At 36.6% G+C, this 16,165-nt stretch carries 16 protein-coding genes; 15 read left to right on the forward strand and 1 reads right to left on the reverse strand.

The genetic code is table 11. The features are described 5' to 3' along the window. Nucleotides 1–350: 350 nt before the first annotated feature. From RTP52_RS03190 to RTP52_RS03250, 13 genes are all read left to right on the forward strand, one after another. A complete protein-coding gene (locus RTP52_RS03190; RefSeq protein WP_312369206.1) occupies nucleotides 351–1,451 on the forward strand; it encodes an ABC transporter ATP-binding protein in 1,101 nt (366 codons plus the stop codon). Next, entirely contained in the window at nucleotides 1,435–2,298 is an 864-nt protein-coding gene (locus RTP52_RS03195; RefSeq protein WP_312369208.1) for an ABC transporter permease subunit, read from the forward strand. Before RTP52_RS03190 ends, RTP52_RS03195 begins: the two co-directional genes overlap by 17 nt. Before the next feature lie 15 nt (nucleotides 2,299–2,313). Then, nucleotides 2,314–3,765: a GldG family protein gene (locus tag RTP52_RS03200; RefSeq protein WP_312369210.1), complete on the forward strand. Its 1,452-nt coding sequence runs from the start codon at nucleotides 2,314–2,316 to the stop codon at nucleotides 3,763–3,765. Nucleotides 3,766–3,770: 5 nt separating this feature from the next. After that, a complete protein-coding gene (locus tag RTP52_RS03205; RefSeq protein WP_312369211.1) occupies nucleotides 3,771–5,201 on the forward strand; it encodes a DUF4340 domain-containing protein in 1,431 nt (476 codons plus the stop codon). Between the two features lie 305 nt (nucleotides 5,202–5,506). Beyond that, complete coding sequence (gene rpsF, locus RTP52_RS03210) at nucleotides 5,507–5,794, forward strand: 30S ribosomal protein S6 (RefSeq protein ID WP_312100936.1); 288 nt, start codon at nucleotides 5,507–5,509, stop codon at nucleotides 5,792–5,794. A gap of 19 nt (nucleotides 5,795–5,813) precedes the next feature. Then, nucleotides 5,814–6,254, forward strand: coding sequence for a single-stranded DNA-binding protein (locus tag RTP52_RS03215; protein ID WP_312100938.1), 441 nt, complete (start codon nucleotides 5,814–5,816; stop codon nucleotides 6,252–6,254). Between the two features lie 79 nt (nucleotides 6,255–6,333). Then, entirely contained in the window at nucleotides 6,334–6,609 is a 276-nt protein-coding gene (rpsR, locus tag RTP52_RS03220) for a 30S ribosomal protein S18 (protein ID WP_312100941.1), read from the forward strand. A gap of 224 nt (nucleotides 6,610–6,833) precedes the next feature. Next, entirely contained in the window at nucleotides 6,834–8,135 is a 1,302-nt protein-coding gene (locus RTP52_RS03225) for an SPFH domain-containing protein (protein WP_312369213.1), read from the forward strand. Between the two features lie 60 nt (nucleotides 8,136–8,195). Further along, nucleotides 8,196–8,363 (forward strand): hypothetical protein, encoded by a 168-nt coding sequence (locus RTP52_RS03230; protein WP_312369214.1) that lies wholly within the window; start codon nucleotides 8,196–8,198, stop codon nucleotides 8,361–8,363. Beyond that, nucleotides 8,350–8,949: a hypothetical protein gene (locus RTP52_RS03235; RefSeq protein ID WP_312369215.1), complete on the forward strand. Its 600-nt coding sequence runs from the start codon at nucleotides 8,350–8,352 to the stop codon at nucleotides 8,947–8,949. The genes RTP52_RS03230 and RTP52_RS03235 overlap by 14 nt, the downstream gene beginning before the upstream one ends. 26 nt (nucleotides 8,950–8,975) lie before the next feature. Further along, nucleotides 8,976–9,359 carry a hypothetical protein gene (locus RTP52_RS03240; protein ID WP_312100951.1) on the forward strand — a complete coding sequence of 128 codons (384 nt, stop codon included), beginning with the start codon at nucleotides 8,976–8,978 and terminating at the stop codon, nucleotides 9,357–9,359. A 266-nt stretch (nucleotides 9,360–9,625) separates the two neighbouring features. Continuing rightward, nucleotides 9,626–10,957, forward strand: a complete 1,332-nt coding sequence (locus tag RTP52_RS03245; RefSeq protein ID WP_312369387.1) for an MATE family efflux transporter — start codon at nucleotides 9,626–9,628, stop codon at nucleotides 10,955–10,957. A gap of 143 nt (nucleotides 10,958–11,100) precedes the next feature. Then, nucleotides 11,101–12,165, forward strand: a complete 1,065-nt coding sequence (locus tag RTP52_RS03250) for a DUF6709 family protein (RefSeq protein WP_312369217.1) — start codon at nucleotides 11,101–11,103, stop codon at nucleotides 12,163–12,165. A 202-nt stretch (nucleotides 12,166–12,367) separates the two neighbouring features. Here the strand turns inward: RTP52_RS03250 and RTP52_RS03255 are convergent, their stop codons facing one another. Next, the gene (locus RTP52_RS03255; RefSeq protein WP_312369219.1) at nucleotides 12,368–13,165 is read right to left on the reverse strand and encodes a hypothetical protein; all 798 of its coding nucleotides are present in this window, start codon (nucleotides 13,163–13,165) and stop codon (nucleotides 12,368–12,370) included. A gap of 487 nt (nucleotides 13,166–13,652) precedes the next feature. On the opposite strand from RTP52_RS03255, the gene RTP52_RS03260 reads away from it, so the two are divergent. Both RTP52_RS03260 and rplI read left to right on the forward strand, forming a co-directional pair. Beyond that, entirely contained in the window at nucleotides 13,653–15,707 is a 2,055-nt protein-coding gene (locus RTP52_RS03260) for a DHH family phosphoesterase (RefSeq protein WP_312100958.1), read from the forward strand. Continuing rightward, complete coding sequence (rplI, locus tag RTP52_RS03265; protein WP_312369221.1) at nucleotides 15,708–16,154, forward strand: 50S ribosomal protein L9; 447 nt, start codon at nucleotides 15,708–15,710, stop codon at nucleotides 16,152–16,154. Nucleotides 16,155–16,165 lie beyond the last annotated feature (11 nt).

The raw sequence follows: 16,165 nt of genomic DNA on the forward strand, positions 1-16,165 counted from the left end.
AAGGATTGTAATAAAAATAGAATTGTAATAAAACAGAACCGTAATAAAAACAGAATCGCAATAGAAATAGAATCGTGATAAAAGCAGAATTGATAAAAATAGAATCGTATATATAGAAAAAAGCATAAGGATACTATCAGATATAACAATTTTATAGAAAGAATATTGCATGTAAAAAGCATGGTATTAAGTCCAAAAGATTTAGTACCATGTTTTTTTTATTCACAGAAAAAACACAATATTTTCCACATTTCTTCACAATAAGTTGTTACCATTTACCTGTATCACTAGAATAATGGGGCGGTAAAATTAGGGAGTTTCATGGATTGGATTAAAAGGAGGAGAAGAAGTTGATTGAAGTAAAAGGTTTGGTGAAGAAGTATGGAAATCATTTGGCTGTTGATCACCTTAGCTTTACAGTAGAACGCGGACAGATATTGGGATTTTTAGGCCCAAACGGAGCTGGTAAGTCTACAACCATGAACATGATTACAGGCTACATATCAGCCACAGAAGGAACGGTAATTATTAATGGGCACGATATGTATGAAGAACCGGAAGTAGCGAAAAAAAGTATTGGCTATCTACCAGAACAACCGCCAGTCTATCCCGATATGACTGTTCGAGAATATCTGGAATTTGTAGCAGAACTTAAGAAAGTACCAAAGTCGCAGAGAAAGGCAATGCTTGAAGAAATTATAGTAGGCGTAAGGCTTAAGGAGGTTGAGTTTCGCTTAATTAAACACCTTTCCAAAGGTTATCGCCAAAGAGTCGGTTTTGCACAAGCAATCATTGGTTATCCAGAAGTAATTATCTTAGATGAACCTACGGTAGGTTTAGACCCTATGCAGATTATTGAAGTTCGTGACTTGATTCGTGATCTTGCCAAACAACATACAATTATATTAAGTTCTCACATCCTTTCAGAGATTAGTGCGATTTGTGATACGATTATGATTATAAATCATGGTAAGCTTGTAGTAAGTGATACACCAGAGATGTTAGCAAAGCATCAGAAAGGTACGAATAATTTATCACTTTCTATAAAGGGTGATAAAAGTACTGTAATAGAGGCTCTTAACTCCTTAGATGGAATTGAGAAATTGGAAGTGAAGGAAAATGAAGAAACACATCTAATCGAGGTATCCATTGGGCAAAGTCTTGACATGGATATTCGTGAGGAGGTCTTTTATGCCCTTGCAAAACAGAAGTGCCCAATTTTTGAAATGCATACAACATCGGTAACTCTTGAAGATATCTTCCTGGAGTTAACAAAAGGTGAAGAGAATAATCTAGAGGAAGAAAAAAAGCAAGAAAAAGATCAGGAAAAAGATCAAGAAAATATACTAGATCAAGAAAATATACTAGAGCTAGAAAATATACTAGATCAAGAAAATGGCTTAGGAAAAGAGAATGGAGAGGAGGATATCAACGATGATAGCAATTTATAAAAAAGAGCTTAGAGCTTATTTTAATTCCATTATCGGCTATTTATTTATTTCATTCTTTCTATTCTTCATCGGACTTTATTTTTATATAAATAATGTTTATTCCGGATATGCAAATTTCTCGTATTCTCTTTATGGGATACGTTTTTTCTTTACACTTTTAATTCCGATGATTACGATGCGAATTATGGCAGAAGAAAATCGCCAGAAAACAGATCAACTTTTATTAACTTCACCAGTTTCCATAGAGAGAATTATATTTGGAAAATATGCTGCAGTTTTAACAATTTTTGCAATTGTAATGGTGATCTCAGGTGTTTATCCACTCGTACTTAGTAAGTATGGGGATGTAAATTTAGTTTCCTCCTATGTGGCAATACTTGCTTTCTTTTTTCTGGGTGCGGCTTACCTAGCCATCGGATTGTTTATCTCAGCGATGACGGAAAGTCAGGCACTTGCAGCGATTATTACCTTCGCGGTGGTATTGATAACAACGCTTAGCTCTACACTTGGGCAAGTACTTCCAACCGATAATTTTACAGCAGTAAAGGTTTTTCTGCTTCTTGTTTTACTACTTGCAATCATCACGTATGTCCTTATGCATAACATAACTTTTACAATCTTGGTTGGGTTATTAGGAGCCGGGGGTGTTATCGGATTATATCTAATAAAACCAAGTATTTATGATGGCTCCGTGGTAAAATTCTTTGACTGGTTAACGATTAGCACAAGATTCGATAGTTTTGTGTTCGAAGTTTTTGATCTATCCTCCATAGTCTATTATCTAAGTATAATAGGAATCTTTGTATTCTTAACGATTCAAGTGATAAAAAAGAGAAGATGGAGTTAGGAGGGGGAAAACGTCATGAGTGAGAAAAGAGAACATAACTTAGGTAAAAAAATCAAATCCTCCTTTCAGAGTCGTAAGTTTAAGGGAGGAGCCTATGCAACAATAATTTCTTCGGTTGTAATCGTCATTGTATTGCTAATTAATTTATTTGTTCAGGAGCTTGGTATAAAAAAGGATTTAACCGAGGATGACAAGTATTCTCTAACCGAAGAGACAAAAGATTTCATTAAGAATATCAATCATAATATTACGATTTATTATCTAGTAGAAAGCGGTGGTGAGATCGATGAGTTTAAACGTATCGTCGATAATTATGACAATCTAAATAGTAAGGTATCAGTAAAATATAAAGACCCAGTTCAATATCCGAAATTTGCTTCTCAGTATGTGGAGGATGAAATTGGTGCACAGAGCTTTCTTGTTGTAAATGAAGATACCAATGTAGCAAAATATATTCCCTATCAGAACTTATTTGATTATGAAATTAACAGTTCTACCTACCAATACGATGTGACAGGGTTAAAGGTGGAAGAGCAGATTGATGCTGCAATTTCATTTGTAACGAATGAAGATTTACCAACAGTTTATACTCTGACTGGGCATGGGGAGGCTTCCGTAACTTCGTATTTATCTGGTTTGTATAAGGACAATAATATTACAGCAACAGAATTCAGTTCTTTAACGGCACAGTCTGTTCCGGAAGATTGTGATGTTTTGCTCATCAATATGCCACAATACGATTTGACAGAAGAAGAGACAGCCTTTCTTAAGGACTACTTAGCCAAAGGTGGCGATGCAATCTTCTTCGTTGATTATGTCACTAATTCTCTGCCTAATGTAGTAAGTCTTTTAAATTATTACGGGGTAGATGTTGTAGATGGTCTTGTCGTTGAAGGAGATTCTCAGTATACGATAAGTAGTAGATATCCGACACTCTTAGTACCAAAAATCTCAAGTCATGAGTTTGTTAAAAATATTAAGGATAAAAAATACATTGTAGTACCGGTAGGAAGCGGACTTGCAATACGTAATGATTTAAGAGATACGATAGAAACCAATACCATCTTAAAGACGTCTGACAAAGCATACTCTAAGATTAACGTAAACTCCACCGTAGCGGAAAAAGAGGAAAATGATATTCCAGGTCCATTTATTCTCGGGCTTGAAGTAAAAGAGGCAGTTGGAGAGAAAGAAACAAGAATCGCTGTTTATACCGGTAAAGCATTCCTAGAGGATCAATATTTAAAAACCACCAGCTTTGGTAATGCTGACTTAATCATTAACACAATTAATGCGATGTCGGGTCAGGAAAATGCACTATCGATTCGTTCCACCAGCCTAGATGAGCCAATGGTATCTATGAATACAGCGCAAAAGGATAGAATCGGTCTTGTCACTGTTGTATTACTTCCATTGTTCTTCCTTGCAACTGGCATCACGGTTGTAGTTCGCAGGAGGAGAAAATAGTGCCTATGAATAAGAAAAAGAAGAAAAATACGATTACAATCATTCTTTTACTTTTAGTCCTAATACTCTCAGGGATAGGCTACGGGATGCTAAAGTCGCACAATAATAGAGTTGAAAGAGAAAAAGCGGAGAAAGAAGCTGAAGATAATTCAGTAATGTTGAATGATTTCGAGGCAGATAGTATTGTCAATCTAACTGTGACTTCGAAGGATGAAAACTTTGCCTTTGTAAAAGAAGGGGATACTTGGATATTACAAGGAGAAGAGGATTATCCTCTTAGTCAGTCAAAACTCACCTCAATGGCAGCAGGAATCGCAAAATTATCAGCAACACGCATGGTGGTAGAAAATCCAGAAGATTTATCCGAATATGGCCTTAATCAACCAAGTATCTTGATAAAAGCAGTAACGACTGAAGGCAAGGAATATTCGTTACAAATCGGGGATAAACTCCCAACAGACACTGATTATTTTGGAACAACATCAGATGATACCGTATACGTAATACCTATGGCCACTAGAACAAAATATGCAGTTACTAAGGAAGAGCTGTTTGATGTGGAAAGTTCTCCATCGATTACCGCAGACAATATTCGAGAAGTTAAGGTAACAAGTCAATCATATGGTGATTTTCATATGGAATACGATGAAAATAATCCTACTGATTATAGTGGAATGGGGACTTATCCTTGGTTTATGAAAGATGGTTATGTAAATCCAATCAATATGGATAATACAATGACAAGTGAAATACTTTCTAACTATACCGTATTTTCTTTTAGTAAAGGAATTGATTATAAGGCAGAGAATCAGAAAAAGTATGGTCTTACGAACCCTAGGGCAAAGGTTTTTGTACGATACTTATCTACAGAAGGGGAGGAGAAGACCTACACACTCCTAATAGGAGACACCGATTCTGATGGGAACTACTATGTTTCACCAGAGGGATCGAACCGAACTTATCTAATGCCAAAGGATGCGGTAGAAAAGAAAATTATAATAGAAGATAAGGACAGTCTTCTAAGCAAATTTACTCATATGATTAATATATCAAATGTTGAGAAGGTGTTATTATCTGCATCCGGAGAGAATAAAGTTTATGAAATTAAGCGGACGGATAATACGGATTCGGATGGTAAAACTACCACTACAGAAACCTTCTTTGTTGATGGAGAAGAGGCAGACGAAACCGAGTTTCGATCCATCTATCAGCAAATGATTGGTCTTAAGATGGCAGAGCCATTAAAAGAGGCTGTGACGGTAGCAGGAGATTCAGTAGTAACGCTAACCCTTGTAAAGACAGATGGTAAGGAATTGATTGTAGAGTATCATCCATATAATGCCGAACGTTATACGGTAACCGTGGATGGAAAAACTAGTGTACTAGCTGATAAGGCAGAGATAGATGATTTTGTTAAAACAATTCTAAGTAAGTAACATACCTTACTACTTTAGAAATAGGTGCTTCTTAGGCTTTGACTTTTTTCGTGCAACCTTATATCTCTAGTTGTCTACGTGCTTTTCCTTATACTATATCTGCCTACAACTACTGGGTGCCCCTTGGTTGTGGGCAGTTTGTATAGAAAAACAAGATATTTTCTATCATGTTTTTTAAAGTTTCCTATAAATTGTGGCTTGCACAAGCATTTCTATTATGCTATAATATCGAATTGTGATATGTATATTAATTCCTTGCTCTCTTAAAGAAGAGGGCCAGAGACCAAAAGGAGGTGCACGCAACTATGAACAAATATGAATTATCCTTAGTTGTAAATGCAAAAATCGAGGATGAAGCAAAGAACGCTACAGTGGAAGCTGTAAAAGAGCTTATTACAAGATTCGGCGGTAACATTACTAACGTTGATGATTGGGGTAAGAAGAGACTTGCTTACGAAATCCAGAAGATGAAAGAAGGTTATTATTATTTCATCAAATTCGATGGTGATTCTACAACTCCAAGCGAAGTTGAACAAAGACTTCGTATTATGGAGAATGTAATCAGATTTTTATGCATTAGACAGGACGCATAACAAAGGGGGTTATCCTTAAATGAACAAAGTCATCTTAATGGGTAGACTTACCAGAGACCCAGAAATCAGATATTCCCAAGGAGCAAATTCTCTTGCAATTGCAAGATATTCCTTAGCAGTAAACCGTTCCTTTAAGAGGGAAGGCGAGCCAGATGCAGACTTTTTTAACTGTACTGCTTTTGGTAGAAATGCTGAGTTTGCAGAAAAATATTTGAAACAAGGTACTCGAATCTTAATTTCCGGAAGAATCCAACAAGATAATTATACGAACAAAGATGGCCAAAAGGTTTACAGCGTTCAGATTATCGTGGACGAGCAGGAATTTGCAGAAAGTAAAAATGCATCAGGCGGTGAGTCTGGTGGATATCAGCCATCTGCAAGACCTACTCCAAGCGCAGCTGTTGGTGATGGTTTTATGAACATTCCAGACGGGATTGACGAGGAGTTACCATTTAACTAATACCCAAACAAAATCCTGATATGTATAAGAACAGAATCGTAGGCGTAAGTCTACAGTATCGAATAAGGAGGAAATAATAATGGCTTTTAATAGACAAGATAAAGGCGATAAGGGCGACGCTCCAATGAAGAGACGTATGACCCGTAGAAGAAAGAAAGTATGTGCTTTCTGTGCAGATAAGAATCACACAGAGATCGATTATAAGGATGTAAACAAGTTAAAGAGATACGTTTCCGAAAGAGGTAAGATTCTTCCTAGAAGAATTACTGGAAACTGTGCTAAGCACCAGAGAGCTCTTACAGTAGCTGTTAAACGTGCTCGTCACATCGCTTTAATGCCATACACATTAGATTAATCCCAGTAAAATTAAATGAAAATAGCCGTTACATGATGAAAGTGAAATATTTCACTTAGGTTGTGTAGCGGCTTTTTTAGTGAGTTTTTATGTAAATACACTAGGACGATTGTCACATATTGGGCGAGGTGGTATAATAAGGTTAATATAGCACACATAATATTAATATACAGTTAAGATAACGACAATAAAATTATTATTACTACATATGGGGGAAATGATATATGGCAATCGTTGAAGTAGTTAAATATGATGGAGCACCGAATGTGTTTGCATGGAAATATCCAAGTAATGAATTAGGAACCTGGACACAATTAATTGTAAATGAATCACAGGAAGCTGTTCTGTTTAAAGGTGGTAAGGCATTGGATGTCTTCGGAGGTGGAAGGCATACACTAGATACTGCAAATATACCTTTATTAAATAAGATTGTTAATCTCCCCTTTGGAGGAAAATCTCCTTTTACTGCTGAAGTATGGTATGTAAATAAGGTTTACTCTTTGAATATTAAGTGGGGTACAACATCTCCAATACAGATACAGGATCCTAAATATGGGGTTTTTATACCGGTTCGTTCCTATGGGCAATTTGGTATCCATATAGAAGATTCTAAGAAGTTCCTGTTAAAATTAGTCGGAACATTAAATGTGTTTGACGATAATAGTATTTTACAGTATTTTAGAGGACTATATCTGACAATGGCGAAAGATACCATTTCTTCCTATCTCATTCAGAAGAAGATAAGTGTATTGGAAATTAATGCATATCTTGATGAAATGTCAAATTATATCGTAGAGCGAATCAAGCCGACTATGGATGATTACGGTATTGGTTTAGCAAATTTCTATGTAAATGATATTAATGTACCGGAGGAGGATGCAGCAGTAAAGAAGCTAAAGGATGCTTTGGCTAAGCGTGCTGAAATGGATATTATAGGTTATGATTACCAACAGCAGCGTTCCTTCGATACATTAGAGAGTGCAGCAAATAACCAAGGTGGAGTTTCGTCCGGTATTATGGGTGCCGGAATGGGATTAGGAATGGGGATCAATGTGGGAAATGCAATCGGTACCCAATTTGGCTCTGTTTCAAATGCATTGAATACAACAGGTGGGAATAAGAAGGAGTGTGTAAAGTGCCATGCGGCGATTGAGGCAGGTGCTCGTTTTTGTCCTTCTTGTGGGTATGATACTAGTATAACGGAATCTGAAAATAGTAATACAATAAAATGTGATAATTGTGGGACGTTTTATTCTGAAAATATAAAATTCTGCCCGGAGTGCGGAAATAGATACAGCCCATGTCCTAACTGCAAAGCAGATATACCGGAAGGTGCAACCAATTGCTCCTCCTGCGGATACGAATTACCGGTTCCTTGTCCGAAATGCGGCAATCTTGTTCATAGTAAAAAGCATAAATTCTGCCCGGAATGTGGTTCTCCTTTAGTAAAGAAATGTCCAAAATGTGAAACTGTAGTTGAAGGCAGCCCTAAATTCTGTCCGGAGTGTGGAGAAAAACTAAGTTAAGGGGGAATAGGATGTGGAATTCGTTTTTGTGATGTATCGGCAACAGTAGCAACTGATGATGTGATTGCTGTTAAGCTAACAGAGCTTGCGCAACTGATAGAAAGTAATTCGGAAGAATCGGCCGGAGCAGCGGAAAGTTTAATTGATGATATTATGGTTCTCATAAAAAAGAGAGCAATGGAGATGAGAAGGATTAAGGCAGGAGGAATATTAATTGTTTCGAAATAAAAACGTAAATAGAAAGGTTTATTATAACAATGTCATTGGCTTATTACAAATTTCAATAGGTGGCTTCTGCTCATTTATTTTTGGATTAGGATTAATAGGGTGTATTATGACTATGTTTGGCCAGGAAAAGACAGCAGGAATTGTTGCGACATCTATTATTTTTATTTTATTTATTTTATTTGTTACAATGCTGAAAAAAGGCCTCAAGCGAAGAAGACTGACTAGGATATATTATACATGTGCACAGCAGCATAGGCAGAACCCAGCCTTTAACGTTGACCAGCTAGCACTTGTATTAAGGAGGCCGTTAGGTTCAGTAAAAAAAGACTTGGATACAATAGTTAAAATGGGATTTACAGACACTGTAAACATAAATAATAAAAGTTATAATCAACATTCTCAGAATTATAGGACTGAGAAGCCAAGATTAGAGCCAAATACTATACCAAATACGAAGCCAATCAACAAGCCGAAATTGGACGAATACGTTGAAGTAAACTGCAAAAACTGCGGGGCATCTAATAGGATATTAAAAGGTTCTGCTGTAAATTGTGAATATTGTGGGTCGATGATGAAGTGGAAGTAAAATAGAATTTAGAGAGGCAGAAGATCATGTCGATTTTTAAGAAGAATAATGATAAGTCAAGCACAACGTTTCGAACACAGACTGTGATTGTGAATGGTAAAGTAGTATCGGATAATAGTCCTGAAGTAGAAGCAATGATGGATAATATGCAGAGGAAGTTTGGTAAAATATTTGGTGAAGGTAATACTATAAATGTGAACAGTGATCCGGATGATATTGCTAAATTTGTGCAGAATACACTGAGGCGGGCTGGTATTTCGAAAACAAGTGAAGTAACGGATTTAGAGGGTTCATCACCTGTGTTTGAAAGTCAGCCAAGGGTTTTTGAGTGTAAAAGCTGTGGTGCTAGGAATATGGTTGCTCCCGGAGCGGACGCGGTTTGCGAGTATTGTGGATCTGGCCTTGAATAAATCTGAGAATAGCTTCATAGGCGATAAGGGCGACGCTTAAAAAGTAACGTTACATAAACAGGATTGGAAAGGACTGTACACGGCTGATTTTTATCAACCCGTGTACAGTCCTTTCCAAATTTTTAAATTTACTATTTAATTGTAAGCGTACTCTTTATAGACTTCTTGTTTCCGTTTTTTAGTTTGATTTTATGTTCCTTTTTATGAAAGCCAGTGATATAATGAGGGAATGCATAGTGGTAAGGTAATAAAACGAAAGAGGCAAAATAGTTATGAAAAATTTAACCGAAGGAAATATCAAAAAGCAATTAATTGGTTTTTCTATTCCAATTATATTGGGAAACATCTTTCAATTAACTTATAATGCAGTAGATTCCATTATTGTGGGTAGATTTATCGGAAAGGATGCCCTGGCGGCGGTAGGAACTGCAAATCCAATTATGAATATTGTGATTCTTGGTATCACAGGAATTTGTATCGGTGCATCCGTACTGATGAGTAGCTTGTTTGGGGCAGGTAAATATGAGGATTTAAAGAAAGAGTTATCTACAACGTTATTGTTCGGAGCGTTTTTCTCTGTAGTTATTACATTGCTTGGAATTCTATGTTCAACAGGAATTCTAAGACTTATGGAGGTACCGGATGATATCTTAGGAGATGCGTCTATCTACTTAAAAATAATATTTTTAGGTATGCCATTTACATATCTTTATAATACATTTGCATCAGCACTTCGAAGTGTAGGAGATTCGAAAACTCCAATTCTATTTCTTTCGTTTGCATCAATATTAAATGGGCTACTAGATTTAATTTTTATTGCAGGCCTTGGATTTGGGATTGCAGCTTCTGCACTAACAACCATAATTGCAGAGGCAGCATCTGCGATATTGTGTATCATCTACATAAACCGTAAGGTATCATTGCTTCGTCTAGAAAGAGCGGAGTTAAAATTTGATCGTTTTTTACTGAAAGAAACTTTAAAACATGGCTCAATAACTGCACTGCAACAATCCTGTCAGCCTATCGGAAAGCTTTTAATCCAAGGAGCAATCAATCCTCTTGGGGTAGATATGATGGCAGCTTTTAATGCGGTAAATCGGGTAGATGATTTTGCATTTACACCAGAGCAAAGCATAGCGAGTGCTATGATGACCTTTGTAGCTCAAAATAGAGGTGCTGGCAAGAAGGAACGGATGAGAAAGGGACTAAGTAATGGGCTTTTTGTAGAAGTTTTATATTGGGGGATTATATGCATTGTCATTACATTGTTTAAGACACCGATTATGAAGCTTTTTGTTTCGGGAGAAGAAGAGGTTTTAATAAATGCGGGTACTACTTATTTGGGTTATATGGCATTTTTCTACTTGCTGCCTGCAATTACAAATGGATTACAGGGATTCTTCCGAGGAATGGGGGATATGAAGATAACACTGGTTGGTACGATAACGCAGATATCTCTTCGAGTATTCTTTGTTTTTCTGCTTGTACCCAAGGTGGGAATGGTTGGTGTAGCATTTGCAAGTCTACTTGGGTGGATTGGTATGCTTTTGGTGGAGATTCCTTATAGCAGGAGATATCTTATGGAGAAAGGAAATTAATCGTTATTATAGAATGAGTATTAATTTTAACTAAATTTTCATAAGATAAAATAAAAAAAGAGTTATGTATTTCTAAAACATGTCGATATGTATTTCTGGAGTGCTTGTTAATACTATGACAATGACGAAAAAAGGGGGACCTCATGGTTGAAGATCTAAAATATAGGTATAGAAATTATAATTTAAAATGGATCGCTATTAGCGTTGTAGTAGCTATTGCGATGCTTGTGGCTAGTAAATTTGGAATAATCGCTATTCTAAAAGGGCCGGTAGAGCTATCTGGTAAATGGAATCCAGAAGAGTTAGAAGGAAAATATGTGACCCTAGACGTAGATTTGGTATTTGGAACATTTGCAGAAGAAACCAGTACAAATACTAAGACGAATAAAACTACAACAACAAGTCTATGTTATCTAGGAGGCTACTTTGACGAAGCTTCGGAATACGGAGTTATCTACGGAATTAAAGTTAGCAACGCGAATAAAGATGGATTAGAAAGTATAATGGATGATTTATATAATGATACATACCCATCCAAGACGCACAAAATCACAGGTACTTTTAAGAAAATGGATGGGAAGATTTTGCAGTACTATAATGAGACGCTAGAGGAGTATTTTGAAGTTGTACCAGAAGATGCCATTCCATATGCTATCTTTGATGAAGAAGTGAATGGTATGGATATTACTCTTGTTTATATTCTAACAGCAGGAGCTGCAATTATGTTTATTGTTGCAATTATTGGACTGATTAGATTATTTGCTGGCAGTTCAGATAAATACATTAAGAAGTTTTTAGATAGCAATAATAAAGCTTCTCTTTCACAGTTGGAGCTGGAGTTTAGTAAGGGGAATCTGATTGGTAAGAAGATTGTTGCAGGAAGAAAGTACACGTTTTATCAATCTGGAGCCTATATGCATGTTGTAGATCATACGGAATTTGTATGGGCATATTATTTCAGCAGAAGTGGAAAGCACTCTCAAAGTTTAGTTCGTACGTTTAACATGAATAAGAAAAAGCTAGAGATCAATGCCTGCAAGGCAGATGCAGGGGCATTATTACAATATTATCAAGAATCTCAACCTCAAATGATGGTCGGTTATGATAAGGATTTGGAAAAATGTTTTAATAAAGATTTTCAGACATTTTTAGGGTACTGTTATAATGATGCGAAAGCAAAGCAGGAAACAGAAGATCTATTCTTTTAATCATTAGTTTAGATTATTAAAAGTTAAGTTATAAGACATAAAAAAGAACAGACTAAATTATCCGTCAATAGACTCAGGGTATTTTAGTCTGTTCTTTTTTTAGTTCACGATAAGTAATCATAGATATACAATGTAAACACCCATCTAATTCGGCAGGGTATAAAGTTTGCCACAAATTTACTAAGCAGCATTTGAAATATTGTTATTGGTTCTCAAAATTTTTAACAATCGCATCCACTGTTTCTTCTTTAGACATAACTAATAAAATAACGTCATCTTTATAAGAAACTGATACTTTTTCAGCACCTACACAGATCCATTTTCTTGGATTTGCATTTGCTTCCACCTCTTTTGCAACACTTTTCACATCACTTGTGCTTGGAACACGTAAGAGTACGACGGAATGTGCTGTAGACATAATAGCAGCATCCGAAGCGAGAGCCTCTGCCCCAGGAATTACATCAATATTTAAAAAATAGGAAAAATGATCTTCATCAATTGGTGTATTCATAACCATTGGAAGGTCAACTCCGTCTAGAATAGCACTCATCATATCTTCTAAGCTTTTCTTTTCTGCTGGAGCTTCTGGGGTAGGAGTAGGGGCCTTTGTTGGTTTTGGAGTCCTAGTTGGCTTTGGAGTACTGGTTGGTTTACTTGGAGCTTTTGTTGGAGTTTTTGTTGGAGCTGGTGTCTTTGCAGGGGCCTTCGTAGCTTCTGGTGCTTTTGTAGGCTGGGCAGTTGCTTTTGGTGCTTCTGTAGGTACATCGGTAGGTTCTTTCGTTGGCTCGGTAGTAGGCTCCGTTGTAGGCTCAGCAGTAGGTTCTGCAGTTGGTGTATTAACTGGAGCTTCGGTCGGTGTACTAGTAGGTTCTGTTGTAGGAGCTTCTGTCACTGTTGGTGTAGTGGTAGGATCCACGTCACTTGCTTCCTTTTTCCCAGAACAAGCGGTAATAGTAAAAGCTAAGGTTGCTGATAGCAATAAACATAATGATTTTTTCATAATAATTCTCCTTTTCCTTTGTAATTTCAACCATGTTGAGATACATGGTTTAGACGAAATTAAGGAAAGTATAGTTCCATTTTTTAATAAAAATGTTCCATTTATCTTCTTCTGGGTAATTATCCCCGAAATACCAATTATCTTTTTTACGAAGATTAGAAATAGTTCTAGAGATTGAAATTTGGGTAACAATTGAAAAGGGGCTTTATTAATCGCGCCTAAGATGGTATAATGAAGAATACAATTGCAGTCTTAAAGCTTGTGTTATATGAATCTTAACAGCAGAAACTAAGGGTTAACTGCAAAACGGGATACATATCACATCCTTGGCTAGAACATATAGGAAGAAAGAAAAAAGTATTTTAGAACTGCCTTCTTTCTTTGTAATTATATGTTTAAGCATGCAGATGGGATTATTAAAATGATAGAAAACAATTTTCGATATCCTGATTTGCATGCGTGCTAAAGCACGCAGATGGGAGTTTATATGAGAAATAGAAGAAGATTAAGTGGATCCTTACGAGCTTATTTAAGATGGCCACTCTTACTTACCTCATTATTAGTGGTTATGAATATTTGCATATATATGATTGACCGAAAGGCAAGTGTAGTTATGACTTGCTTTGTAGTGTTGTACCTTGTGATAGCACTTTCGCTGTTTTTTGTAAAACGTCCTAGTATCATGGGAGATATGGTACGTTTTGCATCAAACTATGGTCAAGTGCAAAGTAAGCTGTTAAAGGAACTATCACTTCCCTATGCAGTTATTGATAGTACCGGAAAGATGCTATGGGCAAATGATGAATTTTGCGATATCATTCATTCGGAACGTAGGGCACGACATGCGATTACAAATATTTTTCCAGAGATTACGAACGATATTTTACCGTTCAGTGAAATGGATGTGGAAGTGCATTTGTCTTATGGTGATGCAAACTATAAGGTAGTTTTACGACGCGTTTCGATTCCGGATTTTGAAGAAGATAGCTACTATATGGAAGATGAAACAACGATTCAAAATACCTCATATTTAATTGCAATGTACCTTCATGATGAGACTGAAATTGTGGCATTACAGAAGGAAAATCGTGACCAGCGCCAAATTATTGGTCTACTCTACATTGATAATTATGAAGAGGCATTAGAGAGTGTAGATGAGGTTCGTAGATCCTTACTGACAGCTCTCGTGGACCGAAAAATTAATAAGTACATGCAAAGTATCGATGCAGTAATTAAGAAGATTGAAAAAGATAAGTACATTTTTGTATTCCAAAACAAATACATGCAACAGCTTCAAAGCAATCGTTTCTCAATACTTGAGGAAGTACGTAGCGTTAATATCGGAAATGAGATGTCAGTTACGATCAGTATGGGTCTTGGAGTGAATGCAGACACTTATATGAGAGGTTATGAATTTGCTCGTGCAGCAATTGATCTTGCCCTAGGTCGTGGCGGCGATCAAGCAGTGCTTAAAGAGGGTGAAAAAATCTCTTATTATGGTGGAAAGAGTGTTACTGTTGAGAAAAATACAAGAGTAAAAGCAAGAGTAAAAGCACATGCGTTACGAGAATTTGTGGAAGCAAAAGATAAAATTGTAATCATGGGTCATTCCATTGGAGATGTAGATTCTTTTGGTGCAGCGATTGGTATGTACCGAATTGCAAAAACCTTAGGGAAAAAGGCTCATATTGTAATAAACGAGGTTACAAGTTCAGTTCGTCCAATACTTTCAAGGTTTACAAACAATCCGGACTATGAGGAAGATATGTTTTTAAATAGTTCCAGTGCGATACAAGCGGTTGATATGAATACCCTGTTAATTGTGGTAGATGTTAATAGGCCTAGTTACACCGAATGCCCTGAGTTATTGGAATTGACAAAAACAATAGTAATCCTTGACCATCACCGTCAAACGGGAGAAGCTGTTGAAAATGCAGTATTATCCTATATTGAGCCATATGCTTCCTCTTCTTGTGAGATGGTTGCAGAGATTTTACAATACATTGGCGATGGTCTAAAACTTCGTCAGTGCGAAGCAGATGCGATGTATGCAGGTATCGTGATTGATACGAATAATTTCTTAAACAAAACTGGAGTAAGAACATTTGAAGCTGCAGCATACCTTCGTCGTAGTGGTGCTGATGTTACGAGGATTCGAAAGGCATTTCGTACCGAGATGCCAGAATATATAACAAAGGCTGAGGCGATCACTTCAACCGAAGTTTTCATGGATAAGTATGCATTTGCAGAGTGTAGCAGCGAGGGTGTTGATAGTCCAACCGTTCTTGGTGCACAGGTGGCAAATGAGCTTCTTAATATTAACAACATGAAAGCGTCCTTTGTATTCACACATTTCAATGGAAAGATTTATATAAGTGCACGTTCTATTGATGAATTAAATGTTCAAGTAGTTATGGAAAAACTTGGAGGTGGCGGTCATATGAGTGTAGCAGGTGCACAGCTTAGTGATTGCACACTTGCAGAAGCAATGCAAAAAGTAAAGGATGTATTAACAAAGATGACAGAGGAAGGAGACATATAGATGCAGGTTATATTATTAGATGATGTAAAAGCTCTTGGAAAGAAGGGCGAAGTGGTTAACGTAAGTGACGGATATGCTAGAAACTTTATCCTACCAAAAAAATTAGGATTAGAGGCAACTCCTAAGAATTTGAATGATTTAAAGTTACAAAAAGCAGCAGAGGCAAAGCTTGCGCAAGAGATTTTAGAACAGGCACAGGCCCTTGCAAAAGAAATTGAGTCAAAGAGTATTTTATTAAAGATCAAATCCGGTGAGGGTGGAAGAACATTCGGTTCTGTTTCTACAAAGGAAATTGCAATTGCATTAAAAGAGCAATTAGGATATGACATTGATAAGAAGAAACTTGTACTAAATGATCCAATTAAGAACATGGGAACTTATACCGTACCGGTAAAGCTACACCCGAAAGTAACTGCAGAACTTAAGGTAAAAGTAGATAGTCTGTAAGGAGAGCATTA

It is taken from the genome of Lachnoclostridium sp. (assembly GCF_031997925.1).
Taxonomy (GTDB): Bacteria; Bacillota; Clostridia; order Lachnospirales; family Lachnospiraceae; genus Lachnoclostridium.

Bases quoted from the DNA above. Each gene is read 5' to 3' on its own strand.
- RTP52_RS03195 (WP_312369208.1), top strand. From the start codon at position 1,435: ATGATAGCAATTTATAAAAAAGAGCTTAGAGCTTATTTTAATTCCATT.
- RTP52_RS03200 (WP_312369210.1), top strand. From the start codon at position 2,314: ATGAGTGAGAAAAGAGAACATAACTTAGGTAAAAAAATCAAATCCTCC.
- RTP52_RS03205 (WP_312369211.1), top strand. From the start codon at position 3,771: ATGAATAAGAAAAAGAAGAAAAATACGATTACAATCATTCTTTTACTT.
- rpsF (WP_312100936.1), top strand. From the start codon at position 5,507: ATGAACAAATATGAATTATCCTTAGTTGTAAATGCAAAAATCGAGGAT.
- RTP52_RS03215 (WP_312100938.1), top strand. From the start codon at position 5,814: ATGAACAAAGTCATCTTAATGGGTAGACTTACCAGAGACCCAGAAATC.
- rpsR (WP_312100941.1), top strand. From the start codon at position 6,334: ATGGCTTTTAATAGACAAGATAAAGGCGATAAGGGCGACGCTCCAATG.
- RTP52_RS03225 (WP_312369213.1), top strand. From the start codon at position 6,834: ATGGCAATCGTTGAAGTAGTTAAATATGATGGAGCACCGAATGTGTTT.
- RTP52_RS03240 (WP_312100951.1), top strand. From the start codon at position 8,976: ATGTCGATTTTTAAGAAGAATAATGATAAGTCAAGCACAACGTTTCGA.
- RTP52_RS03250 (WP_312369217.1), top strand. From the start codon at position 11,101: ATGGTTGAAGATCTAAAATATAGGTATAGAAATTATAATTTAAAATGG.
- RTP52_RS03255 (WP_312369219.1), bottom strand. From the start codon at position 13,165: ATGAAAAAATCATTATGTTTATTGCTATCAGCAACCTTAGCTTTTACT.
- RTP52_RS03260 (WP_312100958.1), top strand. From the start codon at position 13,653: ATGAGAAATAGAAGAAGATTAAGTGGATCCTTACGAGCTTATTTAAGA.
- rplI (WP_312369221.1), top strand. From the start codon at position 15,708: ATGCAGGTTATATTATTAGATGATGTAAAAGCTCTTGGAAAGAAGGGC.